Genomic DNA, 20,649 nt, shown 5'->3' on the forward strand with positions numbered 1-20,649 from the left:
TGCTAGTTGGCGTCAAACAATGGGCAACCTGTCTCAATTCCGGGCAGGTGCGACACGTTTTCGGGAATGTTCAACATGGTTAAATCGTCAGCAAGATTGAAGGAGCTATGGGAAGTGAAAAACGGGGATTGAAATGTACGGAGTCGTGCTTTGGAGTGACAAGAAAGACCAGAAGGCCGTGATTTGGTGCGAAGATCATGGCGACCTCGCGTTTTACAGCGCGAGCAGAGAAAGTGTCTTTGATGGTCTGACGCTGGACACGGGCGATTTTATTGAATTTGAGCTTGCCGGTGACCAAGATCTTCGTGTTGTACGTGCGCCTCAGCTTATTGCGCAGAACCAGTATTTGGGGTTGGCCGATAACCTGAAGTCTAAAGGGCTCGCCTTGGCCGAGAAGGCTGCTCCCGCGACCAAAGCCGCGGGAAACGTTATTGATTTTGTCCCGCGCAGAGGGCGGGCGCTGCTTGCCTGCTAGGCCAGCGCTACGATGGTGAGCCTAAACGCCGCGTGAGAGCGCGGCGACGCCTGTGCGGGCAACCTCACAAAGGCCAAGAGGGCGCATAAGGTCGGCGAATGCGTCGATCTTCTCTGGTGTGCCGGTGATTTCGAACACAAAGCTCTCCAGCGTGCTATCGACCACATTGGCGCGGAAGATGTCGGCAAGGCGCAGCGCTTCGACGCGTTTGTCGCCATCGCCGTTCACCTTCAAAAGCGCCAGCTCGCGTTCGACGGCAGCCCCTTCGACGGTGAGGTCGTGAACTTTGTGCACCGGGACGATCCGCCCAAGCTGGGCTTTGATCTGTTCAATCACCTGCGGCGTGCCGTTGGTGACGACGGTGATCTGGCTGGTGTGGCCGGTGTGATCCACCTCGGCCACGGTCAGGCTGTCGATGTTGTAGCCGCGACCGGAAAACAGGCCGATGACACGCGCCAGAACGCCGGGTTCGTTATCAACCACCACCGCGAGCGTGTGGCTTTCGATGACGTCGCTGAACGACGGGCGTAGATTGTATGCCGAATGCTTATTCGACCCTTTTTTGATTTTTAGAGCAGACATGTGAACAAATCCTTTCGCCTGCGGTCCGGTTACACCAGAACCGCGCCGCTTGTGCTGATTGCGTCCTGGGTTGAGGCCTGACCGAGCAGCATTTTGTTGTGAGGTTCGCCCGACGGAATCATGGGGAAGCAATTCTCGTGCTTTTCGACACGGCAATCGACAATCACCGGCCCATCATAGGCCAGCATTTCCTTGATTGCGTCGTCCAGATCATCGGCATGATCGACACGGATCCCCTTGCAGCCGAAGGCCTCGGCGAGCTTGACGAAATCGGGTAGCGCTTCGGACCAGCTGTGGGAATAGCGCTCTCCGTGCAGCAGCTCCTGCCACTGGCGGACCATGCCAAGGCGTTCATTGTTCAGGATAAATTGCTTGACCGGCAGGCGATATTGCACGGCGGTGCCCATCTCCTGCATGTTCATCAGCCAGCTTGCTTCGCCCGCAACATTGATGACCAGCGCATCGGGATGCGCCACCTGAACGCCCACGGAAGAGGGCAGGCCATAGCCCATTGTGCCAAGGCCACCGGAGGTCATCCAGCGATTGGGATCATTAAAGGTCAGGAACTGTGCCGCCCACATCTGGTGCTGGCCGACCTCGGTGGTGATATAGCGATCCATGTCGCGGGTCAGCGCTTCGAGCCGGTCCAGAGCCTGTTGCGGCTTGATAGTTTTGGCGCCGGGTTCGAATTTGAGACAGTCAACCGCACGCCATTCGTTGATGGTGTCCCACCAGCTTGTGAGGCTGTCTTTCTGGGTTTTGCGACCGCGTGATTTCCAGACTTTCAGAATGTCTTCAAGCACATGCGCCACGTCACCGACGATTGGGATGTCGGCCTTGATCACCTTGTTGATCGAGCTTGGGTCGATGTCGATATGGGCCTTGGTCGAACCGGGGCTGAAGGCGCTGACGAGGCCGGTGATGCGGTCATCGAATCGCGCGCCGATGTTGATCATCAGATCGCAGTCGTGCATCGCCATGTTGGCCTCGTAAAGACCGTGCATGCCAAGCATTCCGAGCCAATTGTCGCCGGTGCCGGGATAGGCGCCAAGACCCATCAAGGTGGAGGTGACGGGGAAGTTCGTGGCCTGCACCAGCTCACGCAGCAGCTGGCTTGCTGCGGGGCCAGAGTTGATCACGCCGCCGCCAGTGTAAATGATTGGTTTCTTGGCCTTTTCCATGGCCTCGACCAGTTCGGTGATCACATCCATATCGCCCTTGATCTGGGGCTGGTAATGCGAGGTGCGGGCCTTTTTCGGCGGGGTATATTCGGCCGAGGCGAATTGCACATCCTTGGGAATATCGACCAGAACCGGGCCGGGGCGGCCGGTGGTGGCGACGTGGAAGGCCTCGTGTATGGTGCCCGACAATTTGCCCGGTTCTTTGACCAGCCAGTTGTGTTTGGTGCAGGCGCGAGTGATGCCAACGGTGTCGGCTTCTTGGAACGCATCATTGCCGATCAGGAAGGTCGGAACCTGCCCGGAGAGCACCACAAGCGGGATCGAATCCAGCAAGGCATCCGTAAGGCCGGTTACGGCATTTGTTGCGCCAGGGCCAGAGGTTACGAGGACAACGCCGGGTTTTCCGGTGCTGCGGGCGTAGCCTTCGGCGGCGTGGACGGCGCCTTGTTCGTGGCGGACGAGAATGTGGCGAATATCGTTCTGTTGAAAGATCTCGTCATAGATGGGTAGGACGGCGCCACCGGGGTATCCGAACACGACGCTCACGCCCTGATCCTTGAGGGCCTGAACCAACATTTTCGCTCCGGTCATCTGACGTGTCATCTTGTTCTCGCTCCGTTCAACGTCTTGTTCTTACACATAAAAAAGCCCCCGATTTTCGGGGGCGCATGGGGAGGTAGTAAGGTTCCGTTACCGGCCCATGCGCGTTCTTCCTACAATGACGACTAGTGCGGTCATAGAAATTACCCTTCTTTGCGTGGCGAGACATTAAGTGGGGCAAAACCGGGCGTCAACCGCAAAGCGGCAGAAAAACATGTCGCGAGGGGGTGGTTTTGCGACATTATGTTACGTTTTTGGCGAACCGCACGAATGAAACGTAAAAATTTGCACGCTGGAACCGGAAAAATGCGCCGTGAAGAGCCAAAAGTTAACGGGTGATTTTGGCCGGGTTCGCCGGGGGGTGACATTCGGCTGACATCCGGCTGACTCCCGGCTGCCGTCGGCGGCGCGCAGATTAAGGGTTGGTAAAGGTTAACGCAGCGCACGCAGGGAGGCGGGCGACGTGAAAGGGAGCGGGCCAAAGAGACGCGCGCGGGCCGAGGGATAAGAGGACAGGTGCGGGCCGAGGTGAGGGGGGCTGTCGGGCGGCGCCGGGCGCGATTAGCGGCGCAGGTCGGGCAGGGAGATATTGGCGACCTGTTCGGCAATCGGATCGGTGCTGAGCGGGTGGCTTTCTGCGGCGTGATCCTGTGGGTCGCCAAGCGGCGTCCATTGACCGGCTTTGTAAATCTCAAGCCCGGAGAATTTTGCCTTGTAGCCCATCTTGGGCGATCCGGGCACCCAATAGCCGAGATAGACGAAGGGCAGGCCGGCCTCGCGGGCGATTTCGATGTGATCGAGAATGAGGTAGGTGCCAAGCGAGTTGCGCGCCATGTCGGGTTCGAAGAACGAATAGACCATCGACAACCCATCATCGAGCACATCGGTGAGGCAGACAGCGGTGAGCGCGTCGCTGTTGTCGCGGTCGGTATATTCGATAACGCGGCTGCGGATCGGGGTCTCTTCGATCATGGCGGCGAATTCGAACACATCCATATCGGCCATGCCGCCATCGGCGTGGCGGCTATCAAGGTAGCGGCGAAAGAGGTCGTATTGTGTTTCGGTTGCCCAAGGCGAGGTGGCGCGGCGGTCGAGGGCGCGATTGCGGCGGGTGACGCGCTTTTGGCTTTTGGACGGGGCGAAGTCGGCGACGCGGATGCGGGCGGACATGCAGGCAGAGCAATCGGCGCAAGACGGGCGGTAGAGCACGTTTTGCGAGCGCCGGAAGCCTTGTTTGGAGAGTGAATCGTTCAGTTTTGTTGCGCTCTCGCCCTGGAGTGCGGTGAACAGTTTCCGCTCCATCCGGCCCTCGAGATAGGGGCAGGGTTGCGGGGCGGTCACGTAAAACTGTGGGGCGATGGGTAAGGTGTGGCGCATGGACTATTTTATCTGGGTTTCAGGGGGAGGTTATCAAGCAGGGGCGCGATGTCAAAGACTTGATGAAAATTAGAGTTAATGTGGGGGGGCTTTCGGGCGGGCTTTGGCGGAGCCAAAGGCGCAGTGGCTATGCGCCGGCGGGCCGATAGAGGCCGGGGATCAAGCTTTCGGCGAGGTCTTGGAGGACATCGGGCGCGGTGCCGGGGGGCTGAACAGGGCCGTAGTGCACATCATAGCTGCCGCCGAGTTTTGCGAGTAATTCAGAGGCATAACGCAGCGAGGCCACGGTGCGGCCGATATCGTCGTTGCCGCCGCTGAGCAGGCGGGCAAGGGTGCGGGTGCGATAATAGTGCCGCGAATTGCGCAAGTTGGCCGAGGCGGGAACGATCGGCGCATCGGTGAGGGCGGAGATGCGGGTGATGCCGGGGCGCCAAGGCGGTTCGACCAGCAGGCCCTTTTTGCGGCCCGGCACGCGGCCAGAGCCGAACACCAGCAAAGCGCCGCCGCTTGCGAGGTGCGCGTGCATCCCGTCGCGGGTGGCGCGGGCCGACAGCACGTTGTCCTTGCGATCAAGATCAACGGGGATGGTGCGGTCGGGGCCGACAAAGCGTTCGCCCTCGCGGTTGGCGACCACTTTGAGATCGGGGCGATGGTCGAGCAGCACACCGGCGTGGGTGATAAAGTCGAACGTGCCGGTGGGGTGGGTGGCACCGATGATGACCGGCCCGGAGGCCGGCACATGGTGCAGCCCATGCGGCGTGACCGTGGTGCCGCCGTTCATTGCCAACAGGGCGCGCACGAGGTCGGGGCCGGTGCGCCCGTCAAGTTCGATCAGGGTGGCTTCGGTCTCGCGCAGGGCAAAGAAGGCTTGCCCGGTGACGCCACGGTTGAACGCATCAACCGCCGACATGAGGACCCGCAGCGCCTTGAGCCGGAAATCCGCGCCTTCGGGAATGCGCAGGCGGGCGCGCAGGAGGGCGTCCATCGGGTTGGGTTTATCGGTCTGGCGCAAGGTGAGCAGGGCCCGTGACAGTGACGTTTTGGCGTTACTATCACGAGCGCGGGCGCATTGCACAGGTTGGTTGCGGGGAAAATGCCCCCGCAGATCAGCCCGCCGCGCGGCGGTTGATGGCGACGGTGCCGAGGACATGATCCGAGAGCCCCTGACCGCGGGCGGAGGTGGCCATGAGGATCATCGAGACGAGTTGCACCGGGAAGAAGGTAAACGACAGCATAAAGCCGAGCGTGTGCAGGAAGGCGTCGGACTGATCAAAGCGCGCGCCACGGGCGTTGCGAAATTCGATCGCAAAGAGGCGCATCCCCGGCGTGGCCGAGCCATTGGCCAGCGTGATGGTGCGATAGGCGAAGTTCAGCATCCACCAGACCGGCACGATAAAGATCGCCGCGATACCAAGGGTGAGGATCACGATCACCACCGCGAGAAGCAGCATCAAGAGCGTGTCGACCAGAAACGCAAGCAGGCGTTTGAGCGGCACATCGGCGTAGAAATCTGCCTGATGATGGGGGTCGGGCTGATGCCAGGACGGGTCGGACGGGTCGTCGGTATGGGTGTCGAAGTAGCGCATGGCTCTCACATAGGGCGTTTTGGTGAAAAAACGAGGGACGCCCGGCCGGGGGAAGGGCCGGGCGTTTGGGACGAGCGGTCAGGCGCGGTTAGGCGCGGGCAGGCTCGTCTTTGTCGTTGCCAGCGTTTTCGCCGGTGTCGCGGCCAGTATCGGCATCCGCTTCGGCGGCGGCGCGAAAGGCGCGGTCTTCCATGAACTGGTCAAACTCGGTCTTGTCCTTGGCTTCGCGCAGGCGCTGGAGGAAGGCTTCGAATTGGTCCTGTTCGTCCTCGAGACGGCGCAGGGTGTCTTCTTTGTAGGCGTCGAACGCGGTGTTGCCGGAGGAGCCATGCCGACGCATGTGGTGCGCGTGACCGGAATGACGGGCGTGGCGGCGGGATTTGCGGCAGGAACCGTTGAACATACGTTTGCTCCAGATCATGTAGAAGAGAAGGGCGAGGCCGACGGGCCAGAAGAAGACGAACCCGAGAACCATCGCGGCTATCCAGGCACCTTTCCCTTTGTCGTCGAGCCACGCCTCGGTTTTGGTAAACCAACCCTGATGGGCGGTTCCGGGGGCGTTTGTGGCTGCGGTTGTCATATCTCTCTCCGTTTTAGAATGTGAACTGTGAGGGCGTAATGTAAATGCCTTTCACATTGATAAGATTGGGGTTGGGGAGAGGTTTGACAAGGGTGTATGTAAATGTTTTTTACATTAATTTGAAAACTGATTTATAATCAGCGTATTAGCTGGTGGCTGTGTTGATCTGAGGTGGTGCGGTTATGTGGTGAAATCGGCCACGCTTGCCCCGGAAAGCTGTTCTAGATCGCCGGGCGCAACCGAAAACACATGCCGCGGCGTGCCGGCGGCGGCCCAGACGAGGGTGAACTCCATCAGGCGCGGATCAAGAAAGGCGCGGATCGGGGTGAGGTGGCCGACGGGCGACACACCGCCAATGGCAAAGCCGGTCTGGCTACGGATCAGCGCGGCGTCAGCCTTGCCCAAGGGTTCACCGGCCAGAGCGGAGGCTTTGCCAAGGTCGACCTGATTGCCGCCCGCGGTGATGAAGAGGATCGCGGCGCCGGAGGTTTCGCCGCGAAAGATGATTGATTTGGCGATCTGGTCCACCTCGACCCCGAGTTCGTCGGCGGCCATTTGGGCGGTACGTGCCTCGCCCGTTTCAAGAACGATGGCCGAGATGTTTTCAAGGGCGGCGCGCACGCGGGTGAGGGATTTCGACATGAAGCTGGTCTTTCGTCTTGGACAGAGAGCGGCGATCGGGGCTAGGGTTTGGGCATGAAGGTTAATGCAGAATATGTAGCCCCGACAATTGAAGAAATGCTGAAGCTGGAAACCCGCGTCTGGCAGGCGTTGGTTACGGGCGATGCGACGGCGGATGCGGCGTTGCTGTTGCCGGAGTTTCTGGGGGTGTATCCAGACGGGTTTGCCGGGATTGAGGATCACGCGGGTCAGTTGGATGATGGGCCGACGGTGGAGGCGTTCACGTTGAGCGAGGCGCGGGTGCTGCCGGTGGGGGAGGCGTATGCGATGCTGTGCTATCACGCGGCGTTCCGGCGGGTGGGGCGCGAGGCGTGGGAGGCGATGTATGTCTCTTCGTTGTGGCAGAGGGACGGCGCGGGGTGGCGCAACCTCTTTAGTCAGGACACGCCGGTTGGGGCGGGGGTGCCATAGGCGCTGTGCGTGGTGCCACGGCGGCGGGCGCGTCGTGTAGGCCGTAGGAGTAGGGGATAGGGCGCGGTCCCTGATGCGATGTGCGCCGGTTCGCGACGGGCTTATTCACCAGGCTTATTCACCACGCTTATCGAGCAAACTTATTGACCTCGCCCGACCTGCAGGCCATCACCGGACTATGCAATTTCAAACCCGTATCACCCGCTTGCCACATGTGTTTGACGCCGACCGAGGGGCCGAGGCGCGGGCTTTGTTGCCCGACGCCGATGGCGACCTTGGCGCTTTGATTGCGGGGATGGGCGGCGGTAGCCCGTATCTGAGCGGATTGCTGGCCAAGGAGGCCGCGTGGCTATGGCCCGCGCTGGAGGCACCGGAAGACGCGATCGAGGCGGAGTTTGCCCGGCTGGAGGTGGTCGCGCTTGACGGGCAGGCCGGGGCTTTGGCGGATGAGTTGCGGCGCGGCAAGCGGCGGGTGGCCTTGTTGCTGGCGCTGGCTGATCTGGGCGGTGTTTGGGCGCTGGAACAGGTGACGGGCACCTTGACCCGCTTTGCCGATCTGGCCGTGCGTCTGGCGATGCGGGTGGCGTTGGTGCCCGAGATCAAGCGCCGCAAGCTGCCGGGCGCGACGGAAGATGATCTGGAGACGCTGGGCGGCTGGTTCGCGCTGGCCATGGGCAAGATGGGGGCGGGGGAGCTGAACTATAGCTCGGATATCGACCTGATCTGCCTGTTCGACGAGAGCCGGTTCGAGCGTGATGATTTCCACGAGGCGCGGGCGAGTTTCGTGCGCGCGACGCGCAAGATGTCGGCGATGCTGAATGATCTAACGGGCGAGGGGTATGTCTTTCGCACCGATCTGAGGCTGCGCCCCGATCCGGCGGTGACGCCGGTCTGCATGGCGATGGAGGCGGCGGAGCGGTATTATGAGAGCCTTGGGCGGACGTGGGAGCGGGCGGCCTATATCAAGGCGCGCCCCTGTGCGGGGGATATTGCGGCGGGGGACGGGTTTCTCAAGACGCTGACGCCGTTTGTGTGGCGCAAGCATCTGGATTTTGCGGCCATTCGCGACGCCCATGACATGCGGCTGCGCATTCGCGAGCACAAGGGGCTGGGCGGCACGATCAGCCTGCCGGGGCACAACATGAAGCTGGGGCGCGGCGGCATTCGCGAGATCGAGTTTTTCACCCAGACGCGGCAGATCATTGCCGGTGGGCGTGATGTTGATCTGCGGGTGCGCGGCACGGTTGAGGGGTTGCGGGTGCTGGCCGAGAAGGACTGGCTTCCGCAGGAGGCGGCAGAGGTGTTGAGCCGCCATTACCGCCACCACCGCGAGGTCGAGCACCGCATCCAGATGGTGAATGACGCGCAGACCCATTTGTTACCCAACTCGGACGAGGGGATCGCGCGGATTGCCGCTTTGATGGGGATGGAGCGGGCCGCGTTCGAGGCGGATTTGCGGGCGCGATTGGAAGAGGTTCACGAGGTCACCGAAGGGTTCTTTGCCCCCGATGCCACGCCGGAGGAGCCCGAAGATGCGCCGCCCTTGGAGACGTTCGACAAGGACATTCTGGCGCGTTGGCCCAGCTATGCGGCGTTACGCTCGGAGCGGGCGGTCGAGATTTTCGACCGATTGCGCCCGGAGTTCTTGCGGCGCCTGAGCGAGAGTGCGGACCCGCATGCGGCCTTGCTGGCCTGTGACGGTTTCCTTGCCGGTCTGCCAGCGGGGGTGCAGTTGTTTTCGCTGTTCGAGGCGAACCCGCCGCTGGTGGACCTGTTGATCGACATTGTTGCGACGTCGCCCGCGCTGGCAAAATACCTGTCGCGCAATTCAGGCGTGTTTGACGCGGTGATCGGCGGGGATTTCTTTGCCGACTGGCCGGGGGTCGAAGCCTTAAGCGCGGCGCTTGCGGAGGTGTTGGCGAAGGAGCCCGATTACGAGCGCAAGCTCGATCTTGCGCGGCGCTGGGCCAAAGAATGGCACTTTCGGATTGGGGTGCATCATTTGCGCGGCTTGATCGAGGCCGAGGAGGCGGGGGCGAGCTATGCCGATCTGGCCGAGGCGTCATTGAGGGCGTTGTGGCCCGAGGTGGTGGCGCATTTTGCCGCCAAGCACGGGCCGCCGCCGGGGCGGGGTGCTTGTGTGTTGGGCATGGGGAGCCTTGGGGCGGGGCGGTTGAATGCGACCTCTGATCTGGATCTGATCGTGATTTATGACCCGGACGGCGCGGAGATGTCCGAGGGGCGCAGGCCCTTGGCGGTGCGGCCCTATTACGCGCGACTGACGCAGGCGATGATCACGGCCGTGACGGCGCAGATGTCGGAGGGGCGGCTTTATGAGGTGGACATGCGGCTGCGCCCGTCCGGCACGCAGGGGCCGGTGGCGACGAGTTGGCAGAGCTTTCAGAATTACCAATCGGGGGAGGCTTGGGTTTGGGAGCATCTTGCCCTGACGCGGGCGCGGGTTGTGGCGGGGGACATGGGGCTGGGCGCTGACATAGAGGCGTTTCGTGCGGGGCTACTGCCCGAGAAGGGGGCCGACCGGGGCGAGGTGTTGAAGCAGCTGGGCGAGATGCGCGCCCGGATTGCGGCGGCCAAAGCGCCGGACGGGCCGTGGGACGCCAAGATCGGCCCCGGCCGGATGCAGGATATCGAGTTGATTGCGCAGGCCGGCGCGTTGATGGGCGGGGTTCCGGGGCGCAGCACGCAAGCGGGGCTGGAGGCCGGTGTCGCGATTGGATGGCTGAGTGACGGAGACAGCGCAGCGCTTGTCGCGTCCTATACGCTTTGCTGGAAAGTGCAGGCGGTGGCGCGTTTGCTGAGTGAAAAGCCGCTGTCGCCGGAGGGTGTTGGCGGTGGGGGACGGGCGATGGTGCACCGTGAAACCGGGGTCGAGAGCTTTGAAGCGCTGGGCGAAATGTTGGCGGAGCGGGCAAATGAGGCGCGCGCGGTGATAGAGGCGGCGTTGACGCGGCTGCCGGAGGGAGATGCATGAAGGGGGATGAATTGGATCCGAAAGCATTGATCCGCGAGGCCTATCGCATGGATATCGGCATAGAAGAATGCCGGGTGATTTTTCTCGACTGGGCCTTGAGCCTGCCCGATGGGATGGACCCCAAAGGCACGATCGCGCAGTTGTTGCAGCGCTATGGCACAGAAGCGGATCACCCGATGACCGGTGTGTTGCGCGAGGGGCTGAGCCGGGCCGCAAAAACCGGACGGCGCGGTGGTCGGCGTGGTCGGCTGAACTGAGCGGGCGGAATTTTTCAAAAATTCCGGGTCGTTTTCTTTGAAAGAAAACGGGTGCGTTGCGGGGCGGGCGGAGTGGCGCTTTCAGGTCTCGGAGTCGTCGAAGAACAGCGGGCTGGCACCTTGGGTTGCGGGGCTGGCGTTGCGGCGGAACAGCTCGAACAATTCACGCCCTGTGCCGGAATGGCGCGCCGAGAGGTCGGCGTGATCGACGGGGCGTTCCGCGAAGGCCTCTGACAGGTTGTCGAGCGTTCCGGCCTTGGCGTCGAGGCGGATGATATCGCCATCGCGCACGCGCGCGAGCGGGCCGGCGGCGGCGGCTTCGGGCGAGAGGTGGATCGCGGCAGGGATGCGGCCCGACGCGCCGGACATCCGCCCATCGGTCACAAGAGCGACCTGTTGACCGCGGTCCTGCATCACTGACAACGTCGGTGTTAGCGCGTGCAATTCGGGCATTCCGTTGGCTTGGGGGCCATGAAAGCGCAGCACGACGACCACGTCGCCGTCCAGCTCGCCCGCTTTGAAGGCGTCGATCACCGCTTGCTGGCCATCAAACACGCGGGCGGGTGCTTGGATCACGTGATGTTCGGGGGCGACGGCGGAGATTTTGATGATGCCTTCGCCGAGGTTGCCAAGCAGGCGTTGCAGCCCGCCGGAGGGTTGGAACGGGTCGGCGGCGGGGCGCAGGATTTTGGTGTTCTCGGACTGCGCCGCACCGGGGGCATAGCTTAGCGCGTTGTCCGCGCCGATCTGTGGCTCGCGGGTGTAGTCTTCGAGACGACCGCCGACGGTGGTGACATCCTCGTGGACAAGGCCCGCGTCGAGCAGCTGCGCGATGAGATAGCCAAGGCCACCCGCCGCATGGAAGTGGTTCACGTCCGCCAGCCCGTTGGGATAGACCCGCGCCAGCAGTGGGGTAATCGCCGAGAGGTCAGCGAAATCTTCGAGCGTCAGCAGGATGCCGAAAGCGCGCGCCATGGCCGGCAAATGCAGCACAAGGTTGGTTGAGCCACCCGTCGCCATCAGCCCGACGATGCCGTTCACAAAGGCGCGTTCGTCGAGCACCTCGCACACGGGGCGATAGCTGTCGCCCAAGGCGGTTTGGCCGAGGATCGTTTCAACCCCTGCATCGGTGATCGCGCGGCGCAGATCGGTGCCGGGGTTGATAAAGGCCGCGCCGGGCATGTGAAGCCCCATGATCTCCATCAGCATCTGGTTGGAGTTGGCGGTGCCATAAAACGTACAGGTGCCGGGGCCGTGGTAGGCGGCCATTTCGGCCTGCATCAGCTCGGCGCGGTCGATCTCGCCCTTGGCGAAGCGTTTGCGCACCGCCGATTTTTCATCGTTGGAGAGGCCGGATGTCATTGGACCGGCGGGCAGCAGCATGGTGGGCAGGTGGCCAAAGGCGCCGGCGGCGATCACGAGGCCGGGCACGATCTTGTCACAGATGCCCAGCATCACCACCGCGTCGAACGTATTGTGCGAGAGCGCCACCGAGGCGGCGAGCGCGATCACGTCACGCGAGAACAGCGAGAGCTCCATGCCGCTTTGCCCTTGGGTCACGCCATCGCACATGGCGGGCACGCCGCCTGCGACCTGGGCCGTGGCGCCGAGGCGGCGGGCGGTGTTGCGGATCTGTTCGGGGTAGGTTTCGAACGGCTGATGCGCCGAGAGCATATCGTTATAGGCGGTGATGATCCCGAGGTTGGGCGCAGGCGCGGTGGCGAGCGCGGTTTGGTCCTGTCCCATTGCGGCATAGGCGTGGGCCTGATTGGAGCAGGAGAGATGGGCGCGCGATGGCCCCTGTGACGCCGCATCACGCATCGACGCAAGATACCGCGACCGCCCCGCACGCGAGCGGGAGATGATCCGGTCTGTCACGCGGGCAACTGTGGGATGGAGTGTCATATGCTATGTCCTGTGTCTTTTGCGGCGGATGCAAGCCCTGCGCTGCGCCGCCTAGAAAGCGGGGGCGACGCGCGGTTGGGGCGTGTTGCGGTCGTATCGTCGCTGTTTTGTGGTCGTTGTCTTGATGTAGCAGAGCATATTAGCGCTAACAACTCCACGATCTGTTGCGCGAAAGACTCAAAACCCAGCCAAACCAAGACTTTGCCGCGCGAAAACCCCGTGATTACCGCGGGGGTGCCTAAAATTTGTCTAATTTCTTGATGATCTTCGGTCGAGATTAAATTCAGGGCTTGAGACCCGAAGGAGGATGAACATGAAACGTGTTCGTATGGTTGCATTGGTCGTTTTGGGAATGGCCGTTTCTGGTTGCGCAGGCGTAGAAGCGCCGTCGCGGAACGCGCCGTTTGAAGCGCCGAGTGTCGCTGCTGTGGCCCCGTCGATGAAAATGGTCGGTTTTGAGGTTCGCGTGCCGAACGCGTTGAAGGTTTCGGAAGCGAACTCTTATTATCCGACAGGTGATATCGTCTGGCGGGGGGAACCTTTGGGCGACCGCCACGCTCAGGTGAAGAAGATTTTCGACGAGAGCTTGGCTCAAGTCTCGAAAACCAGCAACGGCAAGGTGCCGGTTCTGGTTGAGATCGAAGTGACCCGCTTTCACGCGTTGACCGAAAAGACGCGCTATACCGTTGGTGGCCGTCACGAGATTCAGTTCGTGATGCATCTGTTGAACCCCGAAACCCGTCAGCCGGTCGCCGAGCCGCGCCCGATTGACGCGACGTTCAAAGCGTTTGGCGGCGCACGTGCCATCGCGGCAGAGCGCAACGGTGTGACACAGCGCAAGCGGATCGCCGGGCGTTTGATTTCGGTTGTTCAGAAAGAATTGGGCAAAACCTCGGGCGTGGCGGCGCAGGGCGGCGATGTTGTGTCGCGCAATGTGACCGAGACCCCGGTTGTCAAAAAGCCGCGCAAAACCGCGCTTAAAGCATCGGGCAAGGCGCTTGTCGCCGGTGACCGGACGAACAGCTTGTTCTAAGCCCCCTTTCACAGGGACAGCGAAACATGTAAGGGGACGGCCATGCAGCCGTCCCCTTATCCATTTGTCCGCCTGAAACCGAAATCTGATGCACGGCGTTTGCGCCATGGGCATCCTTGGGTCTTTGCCAATGATATGGTGAGCGACCGGAGGACCAAGGCGATTGCGCCCGGTGGCATTGCCGTTTTGCAGGACGCCGAGCGGCGCGACATCGGTTTGGTGGCGGTGAACCCGAATTCCAAGATTTTCTGCCGGATGCTGTCACGCGATGTCGAGACAGTGATTGATCGCGCGTGGTTTGCCGACAAGCTGCGCCGGGCTTTGGCGTTGCGCGAGCGGGCTTATGATGCGCCGTTTTACCGGTTGATCCATGCCGAGGGCGACGGTTTACCCGGTGTGGTGATCGACCGGTTCGGCGATGTGGCGGTGATTCAGCCCAATGCCGCATGGGCCGAAGTGCGCTTGGATGAGTTGAGCGCGGCGCTGGCCGAGGTGACGGGGGTGAGTTGCATCCTCAAAAACGCCAGCGGGCGGGCGCGTGGCCTTGAAGGATTGGACGAAGATCAGGCGGTTTTGTTGGGCGAGGCGCCGGGGGCGCCGGTGCCGGTGGTGATGAATGGGGCCACCTATATGGCCGATCTGATGGGCGGGCAGAAGACGGGGCTGTTTTTCGATCAGCGCGAGAATCAGGGCTTTGCCGCGCGGCTGTCGCGCGGGGCGCGGGTGTTGGATGTGTTCAGCCATGTTGGCGGTTTTGGCTTGGCCGCATTGGCAGGCGGTGCGGAAAGCGCCTTGGCGGTTGATGGATCGGCCCCGGCGCTGGCGCTGGCCGAGGAGGGCGCGCGCGCATCGGGGTTTGAGGGGCAGTTTGCCACCCGCAAGGGCGACGCGTTTGACACGATGAACGCATTGGCCGAGGCCGGAGAGCGGTTTGACGTGGTGATCTGTGATCCGCCCGCATTCGCGCCGAGCAAGCAGGCGTTGGAGCCGGGGTTGCGGGCCTATGAGAAGGTCGCGCGGATTGCGGCGGGGCTGGTCGCCGAAGGCGGCATTCTGGCTCTGTGTTCGTGTTCGCACGCGGCGGATTTGGCGAAGTTTCGCGGTGCCTCTATTCGCGGGATTGGCCGGGCCGGGCGCGAGGGCAGTTTGATCCACACCGGCTTTGCCGGGCCGGACCATCCGATGCACCCGCAGCTGGCCGAGAGCGGTTACCTCAAGGCGTTGTTTTTCCGGCTAAACGGTCACGCGTTACCTTCGGGGCGCGATTGAGGCGGGGCGCGGCGCGATATTCAAGCGTTTCGCGCGCATTGCTCAAAACCTGTGAGTCGGGTTTGGCGAGGAACGCTTTATGAGAGCGGTTCTGGACGCCTGTGTGATCTATCCGACAGTGATGCGGGAGGTCTTGCTTGGCGTGGCCGGGTTGGACGCCTACGAGCCGCGCTGGTCGGATCGGATCATGGAAGAATGGGCGCGTGCGGCGCGCAAGCTTGGCCCCGAGGGCGAGGCACAGGCGCGCGGCGAGGTGGCGATGCTCAAGGCGCGTTGGCCGGAGGCGGCGGTGTCGTGGCCCGAGTCGCTGGAGAACCGGCTGTGGTTGCCCGATCCGGCGGATGTGCATGTGTTGGCGGCGGCGATTGCCGGGTCTGCAGATGTGATCGTGACGATGAATGCCAAAGATTTCCCACGCCAGATTTTGGCCGAAGAGGGGGTGAGCCGGGTCGATCCGGATGCGTTTCTGCTCGGCTTTTGGCAGGGGTACGCGGAGGGCGTTGAGGGCGTTGTTGCGCGGATTGTGCAAGAGGCGCGGCGCTTGTCCGGAGAGGATTGGAGCGCGCGGGCGCTGTTGAAAAAGGCGCGGTTGCCGAGGCTGGGCAAGGCGGTGCGTGCGCGGCTCGATTGAGGCGGGGAGGCCCGGAATCAAGGCCGCAGGCCGCCGGGCCATCGTCAGCCCCTCCCGTGGGCTGACGATTGGCTGAGGGCAGAGCGCCATTGGTTCTCTTGGGAAGACTGAGCCGGTATAAAGCGCTTTGCCATTCACGTTGGGTCGTCATCCCAGGGGCTGACGCTGGCCGGGCTTGGCGCTCAAAGCAAAGCGCCCCGACCGAATGGCCGGGGCGCTTCCCTATCGGATTTGCGAACGTCTTACGACTTGGCGAGGTTGCGCAGCACGTAGTGCAGCACGCCGCCGTGTTCGATATATTCGATCTCGATCGCGGTATCGATGCGGCACTTGAGGGTGATCTCTTTCACCGAGCCATCGGTGAAGGTGATCGCGCAGGGCACTTCCTGAAGCGGTTCGATGGTGTCGAGGCCGGAAATCGCCACAGTCTCTTCGCCGGTCAGGCCAAGGGATTTGCGCGAGTCGCCGCCGGTGAATTCGAACGGGATCACGCCCATGCCAACGAGGTTAGAGCGGTGGATACGCTCGAAGCTTTCGGCGATCACGGCTTTGACGCCCAGAAGCGCTGTGCCTTTGGCGGCCCAGTCACGCGAGGAGCCCGCGCCGTATTGCTCGCCACCAAACACAACCAGCGGCGTGCCGGCGTCCTGATAGGCCATGGCGGCATCAAAGATCGAGGTTTCCTTGCCGCTTGGCCCTTTGGTGTAGCCGCCTTCGACGCCATCCAGCATCTCGTTCCGGATACGGATGTTGGCGAAGGTGCCGCGCATCATGACTTCGTGGTTACCACGGCGCGAGCCATAGGAGTTGAACTCACGCACCGGCACCTGATGCTCGGTCAGGTATTGACCGGCGGGGGTTTCAGGCTTGAACGACCCGGCAGGCGAGATGTGGTCCGTGGTGACCATATCGCCCAGAACCGCAAGGATGCGCGCGCCGCTGAGGTTCGAGATCTTGCCCGGCTCTTTGCTCATCCCCTGGAAGTAGGGCGGGTTCTGGATATAGGTCGAGGTCGGCGGCCAGTCATAGGTCTCGTCGCCAGTGGTTTCGACGCCCTGCCATTTTTCGTCGCCTTTGAAGACGTCGGCATATTTCGACTGGAATGCCTCGCGGGTGACGGTCTGTTCGACCAGCTCTGCAACCTCTTGCGTGGTTGGCCAGATGTCCTTGAGGAAGACGTCGTTGCCGTCTTTGTCCTGACCGAGCGGGTCATTGGTGAGGTCGATGTTCATGTCACCGGCCAGCGCATAGGCCACAACGAGCGGCGGCGAGGCGAGGTAGTTGGCACGCACATCCGGCGAAATCCGGCCTTCGAAGTTACGGTTGCCCGAGAGCACCGATGTGGCGACGAGGTCAGCCTCGGCAATCGCTTCGGAGAGCTCTTTCTGGATCGGGCCGGAGTTGCCGATACAGGTGGTGCAGCCATAGCCAACGAGGTTGAAGCCGATGGCGTCGAGGTCTTCCTGAAGCCCGGCGGCTTCGAGATAGGCCGACACAACCTGGCTACCCGGTGCAAGCGAGGTTTTGACCCAAGGTTTGCGGTCAAGCCCAAGGGCGCGCGCCTTGCGGGCAACGAGGCCCGCACCGATCATCACGTAAGGGTTCGACGTGTTGGTGCACGACGTGATCGAGGCGATCACGACCGAGCCGTCGCGGATTTCATAGTCTTCGCCCGCAACCTTGATGGATTTGCGCGGATCGGCGGGCGCGGTCGGGGTCGGGCCTTCGGCTGCCATGTCAGAGGCGGCGTCTTCCGAGTCGGTTCCGCGATACTCGTTCACCACATCGAGGAACGCCGCGGCGGCGTGATCGAGCGTGGTGTAATCCTGTGGGCGTTTCGGGCCGGAGATGGCCGGAACGATGGTGCCCATATCGAGGCTGAGCGTGTCGGTATAGATCGGCGCATAGTTTTCGTCGCGCCAGAAGCCGTTTTCCTTGGCGTAGGCTTCGACCAGCGCGATGCGGTCGTCGTCGCGCCCGGTGGTGCGCATGTAGCGCAGGGTTTCGCCGTCGATCGGGAAGAAGCCACAGGTCGCGCCATATTCGGGCGCCATGTTGGCGATCGTGGCCCGGTCGGCGAGCGGCAGGCTGTCGAGGCCAGCGCCGTAGAATTCGACGAATTTGCCAACAACGCCTTTGGCGCGCAGCATTTCGACCACTTTGAGCACGAGGTCGGTGCCGGTGGTGCCTTCCATCATCGCGCCGGTCAGCTCAAAGCCGACCACTTCGGGGATCAGCATCGAGATCGGCTGACCCAGCATCGCGGCTTCGGCTTCGATCCCGCCAACACCCCAGCCCAACACGGCAAGGCCGTTGACCATGGTGGTGTGGCTGTCGGTGCCAACGAGCGTGTCGGGGTAGGCGACTTCGTCACCGTTCTGGTCCGTATCGGTCCAGACGGTCTGTGCAAGGTATTCGAGGTTCACCTGGTGGCAGATGCCGGTGCCCGGCGGCACAACGCGGAAGTTGTTAAACGCCGACTGGCCCCATTTGAGGAACTGATACCGCTCCATGTTGCGTTCATATTCGCGGTCGACGTTCATCTGGAACGCGCGCGGGTTGCCGAATTCGTCGATCATGACCGAGTGGTCGATGACAAGGTCAACCGGGTTGAGCGGGTTGATCTTTTGCGCGTCACCGCCGAGGGCCTTGATGCCGTCACGCATGGCGGCGAGGTCAACCACGGCGGGAACGCCGGTGAAATCCTGCATCAGCACGCGGGCCGGACGATAGGCGATTTCGCGGGGGTTCTTGCCGCCTTTGGCGCCCCATTCGGCGAAGGCCTTGATGTCATCGACCGAGACGGTCTTGCCGTCTTCAAAGCGAAGCATGTTTTCCAGCACCACCTTGAGCGCGGCGGGAAGGCGAGAAAAGTCGCCCAAGCCCGCAGCTTCGGCGGCGGGGATCGAGTAGAAAGCAACCGATTGGTTGCCGACGCTCAATGTTTTGCGGGTTTTGGCGGTGTCCTGTCCAACTGTGATTGGCATTTGGCTGTCTCCGGCAGATGAGGAATGTCGTCGCGCCCGCTTTTGACGCATCATAGGAGTCGGATCAAGGGGGCGTTCGGCTTTTTTGTATACTATTGCACACAAAAGCGCGGATTTGGCCGGTATTCTGCCTGACGTCTGCGGTTTCTGGCGTGCAGCGGGGCGTTGACAGGGGCGTGGACAGGGGCGGGTGTTCGCACCGCTGCACCTGGCGCGCGGAATTCCGTGACGGAATTCGGGCCGGAATTCGCGACGAATTCCGGTTTGGAGGCGGTGGCTCACCTCTTACTCGCAAAACCTTGATTGGTTATTTCAATCGTGGCTGCATAAGGAAGAGAGGGGACGGACATGCATCAGCAAATAGGGACACATCGGTCATGACGCGACTAATCGCATGGGCGGCAGCAATCTGGGTGGTTTTGGCGGCGAGCGTTTCGGCGCAACCGGCGGGCAAGCCGTTGATCGTGGTCGAGCTTTACACCAGTCAGGGCTGTTCAAGCTGCCCTCCGGCGGATGCGTTTCTGCACAAGCTGGCCAAGCGGGCGGATGTGGTCGCGCTGTCTATGCATGTCGATTACTGGGATTATATCGGCTGGAAAGATGTTTTCGCCGACCACAAGTTCACCCTGCGCCAGCATGGTTATGCGCGGGCCGGGCAACGACGCTCGGTCTATACGCCGCAGATGATTATTCACGGGCAGGACCATGTTGTTGGCAACCACCCGATGGATGTGAGCGAGATTATCAAACGCTATCAGGCGCGCACTCAGAGTATTGTGCTTAAGGCCAGCCGCGAGGGTGGGCAGGTGATGATCCGCGCCAGTGGCGGGCAGGGTGCCGGGCCGATGGTGGTTCAACTGGTGCAGTATGAGCCGGAGGTGAAGGTTGATATTCGCCGCGGCGAAAACGCTGGCAAGACGATTTCATACGCAAACGTGGTGCGCGAGTGGCAGGTGATCGGCGAGTGGAACGGCGCCAAGCCCGTGGCGTTGAGCGCAAAGGCGGCGGGCAAATTGCCGATGGCCGTGATCGTGCAGCAAAAAGGCTTTGGCCCGATTGTTGCCGCCGCGCGGGTCGAATGAGGCTTCGGCCAGTATTTCAGCTTTGATCGGAAGATATTTGCCGGCGTTCAGGCGCGGGCGGCCCGTTGGGCGGTCGCGGAGCGCCTAGGTGCGCAGAGCATGCCCCAAGCGGGCCTATGGTCGGTGGTAAGGGCGGGGCGCAGGACGAAGGGGTCTCTGCGCCCCGATTGCTTTAGCGGCTTTGCGAGCGGGCCATGAAGGCCAGACGTTCAAAGAGATGCACGTCCTGTTCATTCTTCAAGAGCGCGCCGTGCAGTTTTGGCAGGGCGTTGGCCCCGTCGCGTTTGAGATCCTCGGCAGAGAGATCCTCGGCCAGCAGCAGTTTGAGCCAGTCGAGCACTTCGGAGGTTGAGGGCTTTTTCTTCAAGCCCGGCGTTTCGCGCACCTCGTAGAATTGCGTCAGGGCGGTTGTCAAAAGCTGCTCCTTGATCCCCGGATGGTGCACATCGACGATGGCGCGCATGGTGTCGGCCTCGGGGAAGCGGATGTAGTGGAAGAAGCAGCGGCGCAGGAAGGCGTCGGGCAGCTCTTTTTCATTGTTGGAGGTGATGATCATCACCGGGCGGTGCTTGGCCTTGATGGTTTCGCCGGTCTCGTAGACGTGGAATTCCATCTTATCGAGTTCCTGCAACAGGTCGTTGGGGAATTCGATGTCGGCCTTGTCGATCTCGTCAATCAGCAGGACGACTTTTTCATCCGCATCGAAGGCTTCCCAGAGCTTGCCGCGCTTGATGTAGTTCTTGACGTCATGCACGCGCTCTTCGCCGAGCTGGCTGTCGCGCAGGCGGCTGACGGCGTCGTATTCATAGAGGCCCTGTTGCGCCTTGGTGGTGGATTTGATGTTCCATTCGATCATTCGCAGACCGAGGGCATCCGCCACCTGACGCGCCAATTCGGTTTTGCCGGTGCCGGGTTCGCCCTTGACCAAAAGGGGGCGTTCGAGGGTTACGGCGGCGTTGACCGCGACTTTGAGATCCTCGGTTGCCACATAGCTTGAGGTGCCTTCGAATTTCATCTGCG

18 protein-coding genes are annotated in these 20,649 nt (G+C 62.0%); 8 read left to right on the top strand and 10 right to left on the bottom strand.

The window, feature by feature from the left end; translation table 11 throughout:
- Positions 1-133 precede the first annotated feature (133 nt).
- Positions 134-475 carry a hypothetical protein gene (locus tag N4R57_07440; protein UYV38851.1) on the top strand — a complete coding sequence of 114 codons (342 nt, stop codon included), beginning with the start codon at positions 134-136 and terminating at the stop codon, positions 473-475.
- Positions 476-496: 21 nt separating this feature from the next.
- On the opposite strand, the gene ilvN is transcribed toward N4R57_07440, so the two are convergent.
- The 7 genes from ilvN to N4R57_07475 all read right to left on the bottom strand — a co-directional run bounded on the left by ilvN (position 497) and on the right by N4R57_07475 (position 7,023).
- Positions 497-1,057 carry an acetolactate synthase small subunit gene (gene ilvN / locus N4R57_07445; protein ID UYV38852.1) on the bottom strand — a complete coding sequence of 187 codons (561 nt, stop codon included), beginning with the start codon at positions 1,055-1,057 and terminating at the stop codon, positions 497-499.
- Positions 1,058-1,086: 29 nt separating this feature from the next.
- Entirely contained in the window at positions 1,087-2,841 is a 1,755-nt protein-coding gene (locus tag N4R57_07450; GenBank protein ID UYV38853.1) for an acetolactate synthase 3 large subunit, read from the bottom strand.
- A 558-nt stretch (positions 2,842-3,399) separates the two neighbouring features.
- Entirely contained in the window at positions 3,400-4,215 is an 816-nt protein-coding gene (locus N4R57_07455; GenBank protein UYV38854.1) for an arginyltransferase, read from the bottom strand.
- 127 nt (positions 4,216-4,342) lie between these two features.
- A complete protein-coding gene (locus tag N4R57_07460) occupies positions 4,343-5,227 on the bottom strand; it encodes a hypothetical protein (GenBank protein UYV38855.1) in 885 nt (294 codons plus the stop codon).
- A gap of 94 nt (positions 5,228-5,321) precedes the next feature.
- A complete protein-coding gene (locus tag N4R57_07465; GenBank protein UYV38856.1) occupies positions 5,322-5,801 on the bottom strand; it encodes an RDD family protein in 480 nt (159 codons plus the stop codon).
- 88 nt (positions 5,802-5,889) lie between these two features.
- Positions 5,890-6,381, bottom strand: coding sequence for a DUF2852 domain-containing protein (locus tag N4R57_07470; protein UYV38857.1), 492 nt, complete (start codon positions 6,379-6,381; stop codon positions 5,890-5,892).
- A gap of 180 nt (positions 6,382-6,561) precedes the next feature.
- A complete protein-coding gene (locus N4R57_07475; protein ID UYV38858.1) occupies positions 6,562-7,023 on the bottom strand; it encodes a YbaK/EbsC family protein in 462 nt (153 codons plus the stop codon).
- A 54-nt stretch (positions 7,024-7,077) separates the two neighbouring features.
- On the opposite strand from N4R57_07475, the gene N4R57_07480 reads away from it, so the two are divergent.
- The 3 genes from N4R57_07480 (at position 7,078) to N4R57_07490 (ending at position 10,722) form a co-directional block, all read left to right on the top strand.
- Positions 7,078-7,473 carry a nuclear transport factor 2 family protein gene (locus N4R57_07480; protein ID UYV38859.1) on the top strand — a complete coding sequence of 132 codons (396 nt, stop codon included), beginning with the start codon at positions 7,078-7,080 and terminating at the stop codon, positions 7,471-7,473.
- 178 nt (positions 7,474-7,651) lie between these two features.
- Complete coding sequence (locus N4R57_07485) at positions 7,652-10,465, top strand: glutamine-synthetase adenylyltransferase (protein ID UYV38860.1); 2,814 nt, start codon at positions 7,652-7,654, stop codon at positions 10,463-10,465.
- On the top strand, positions 10,462-10,722 hold the full coding sequence (locus N4R57_07490; protein ID UYV38861.1) for a hypothetical protein: 261 nt from the start codon (positions 10,462-10,464) through the stop codon (positions 10,720-10,722). The genes N4R57_07485 and N4R57_07490 overlap by 4 nt, the downstream gene beginning before the upstream one ends.
- A gap of 81 nt (positions 10,723-10,803) precedes the next feature.
- Here N4R57_07490 and edd read toward each other — a convergent pair whose 3' ends face one another.
- The gene (gene edd, locus N4R57_07495) at positions 10,804-12,627 is read right to left on the bottom strand and encodes a phosphogluconate dehydratase (GenBank protein UYV38862.1); all 1,824 of its coding nucleotides are present in this window, start codon (positions 12,625-12,627) and stop codon (positions 10,804-10,806) included.
- A gap of 313 nt (positions 12,628-12,940) precedes the next feature.
- Here edd and N4R57_07500 point away from each other — a divergent pair, with 313 nt between their 5' ends.
- From N4R57_07500 to N4R57_07510, 3 genes are all read left to right on the top strand, one after another.
- A complete protein-coding gene (locus N4R57_07500) occupies positions 12,941-13,660 on the top strand; it encodes a hypothetical protein (protein ID UYV38863.1) in 720 nt (239 codons plus the stop codon).
- Between the two features lie 42 nt (positions 13,661-13,702).
- Positions 13,703-14,929: a class I SAM-dependent rRNA methyltransferase gene (locus N4R57_07505; protein ID UYV38864.1), complete on the top strand. Its 1,227-nt coding sequence runs from the start codon at positions 13,703-13,705 to the stop codon at positions 14,927-14,929.
- A 79-nt stretch (positions 14,930-15,008) separates the two neighbouring features.
- Entirely contained in the window at positions 15,009-15,560 is a 552-nt protein-coding gene (locus tag N4R57_07510) for a PIN domain-containing protein (protein UYV38865.1), read from the top strand.
- Positions 15,561-15,802: 242 nt separating this feature from the next.
- Here N4R57_07510 and acnA read toward each other — a convergent pair whose 3' ends face one another.
- Entirely contained in the window at positions 15,803-18,547 is a 2,745-nt protein-coding gene (gene acnA, locus N4R57_07515) for an aconitate hydratase AcnA (protein ID UYV38866.1), read from the bottom strand.
- 377 nt (positions 18,548-18,924) lie between these two features.
- Here acnA and N4R57_07520 point away from each other — a divergent pair, with 377 nt between their 5' ends.
- A complete protein-coding gene (locus N4R57_07520; GenBank protein UYV38867.1) occupies positions 18,925-19,629 on the top strand; it encodes a DUF1223 domain-containing protein in 705 nt (234 codons plus the stop codon).
- 172 nt (positions 19,630-19,801) lie between these two features.
- Here N4R57_07520 and N4R57_07525 read toward each other — a convergent pair whose 3' ends face one another.
- Positions 19,802-20,644: a MoxR family ATPase gene (locus tag N4R57_07525; protein UYV38868.1), complete on the bottom strand. Its 843-nt coding sequence runs from the start codon at positions 20,642-20,644 to the stop codon at positions 19,802-19,804.
- Positions 20,645-20,649: the final 5 nt, after the last annotated feature.

It is taken from the genome of Rhodobacteraceae bacterium D3-12, assembly GCA_025916135.1.
Classification (GTDB): Bacteria; Pseudomonadota; Alphaproteobacteria; order Rhodobacterales; family Rhodobacteraceae; genus JAKGBX01.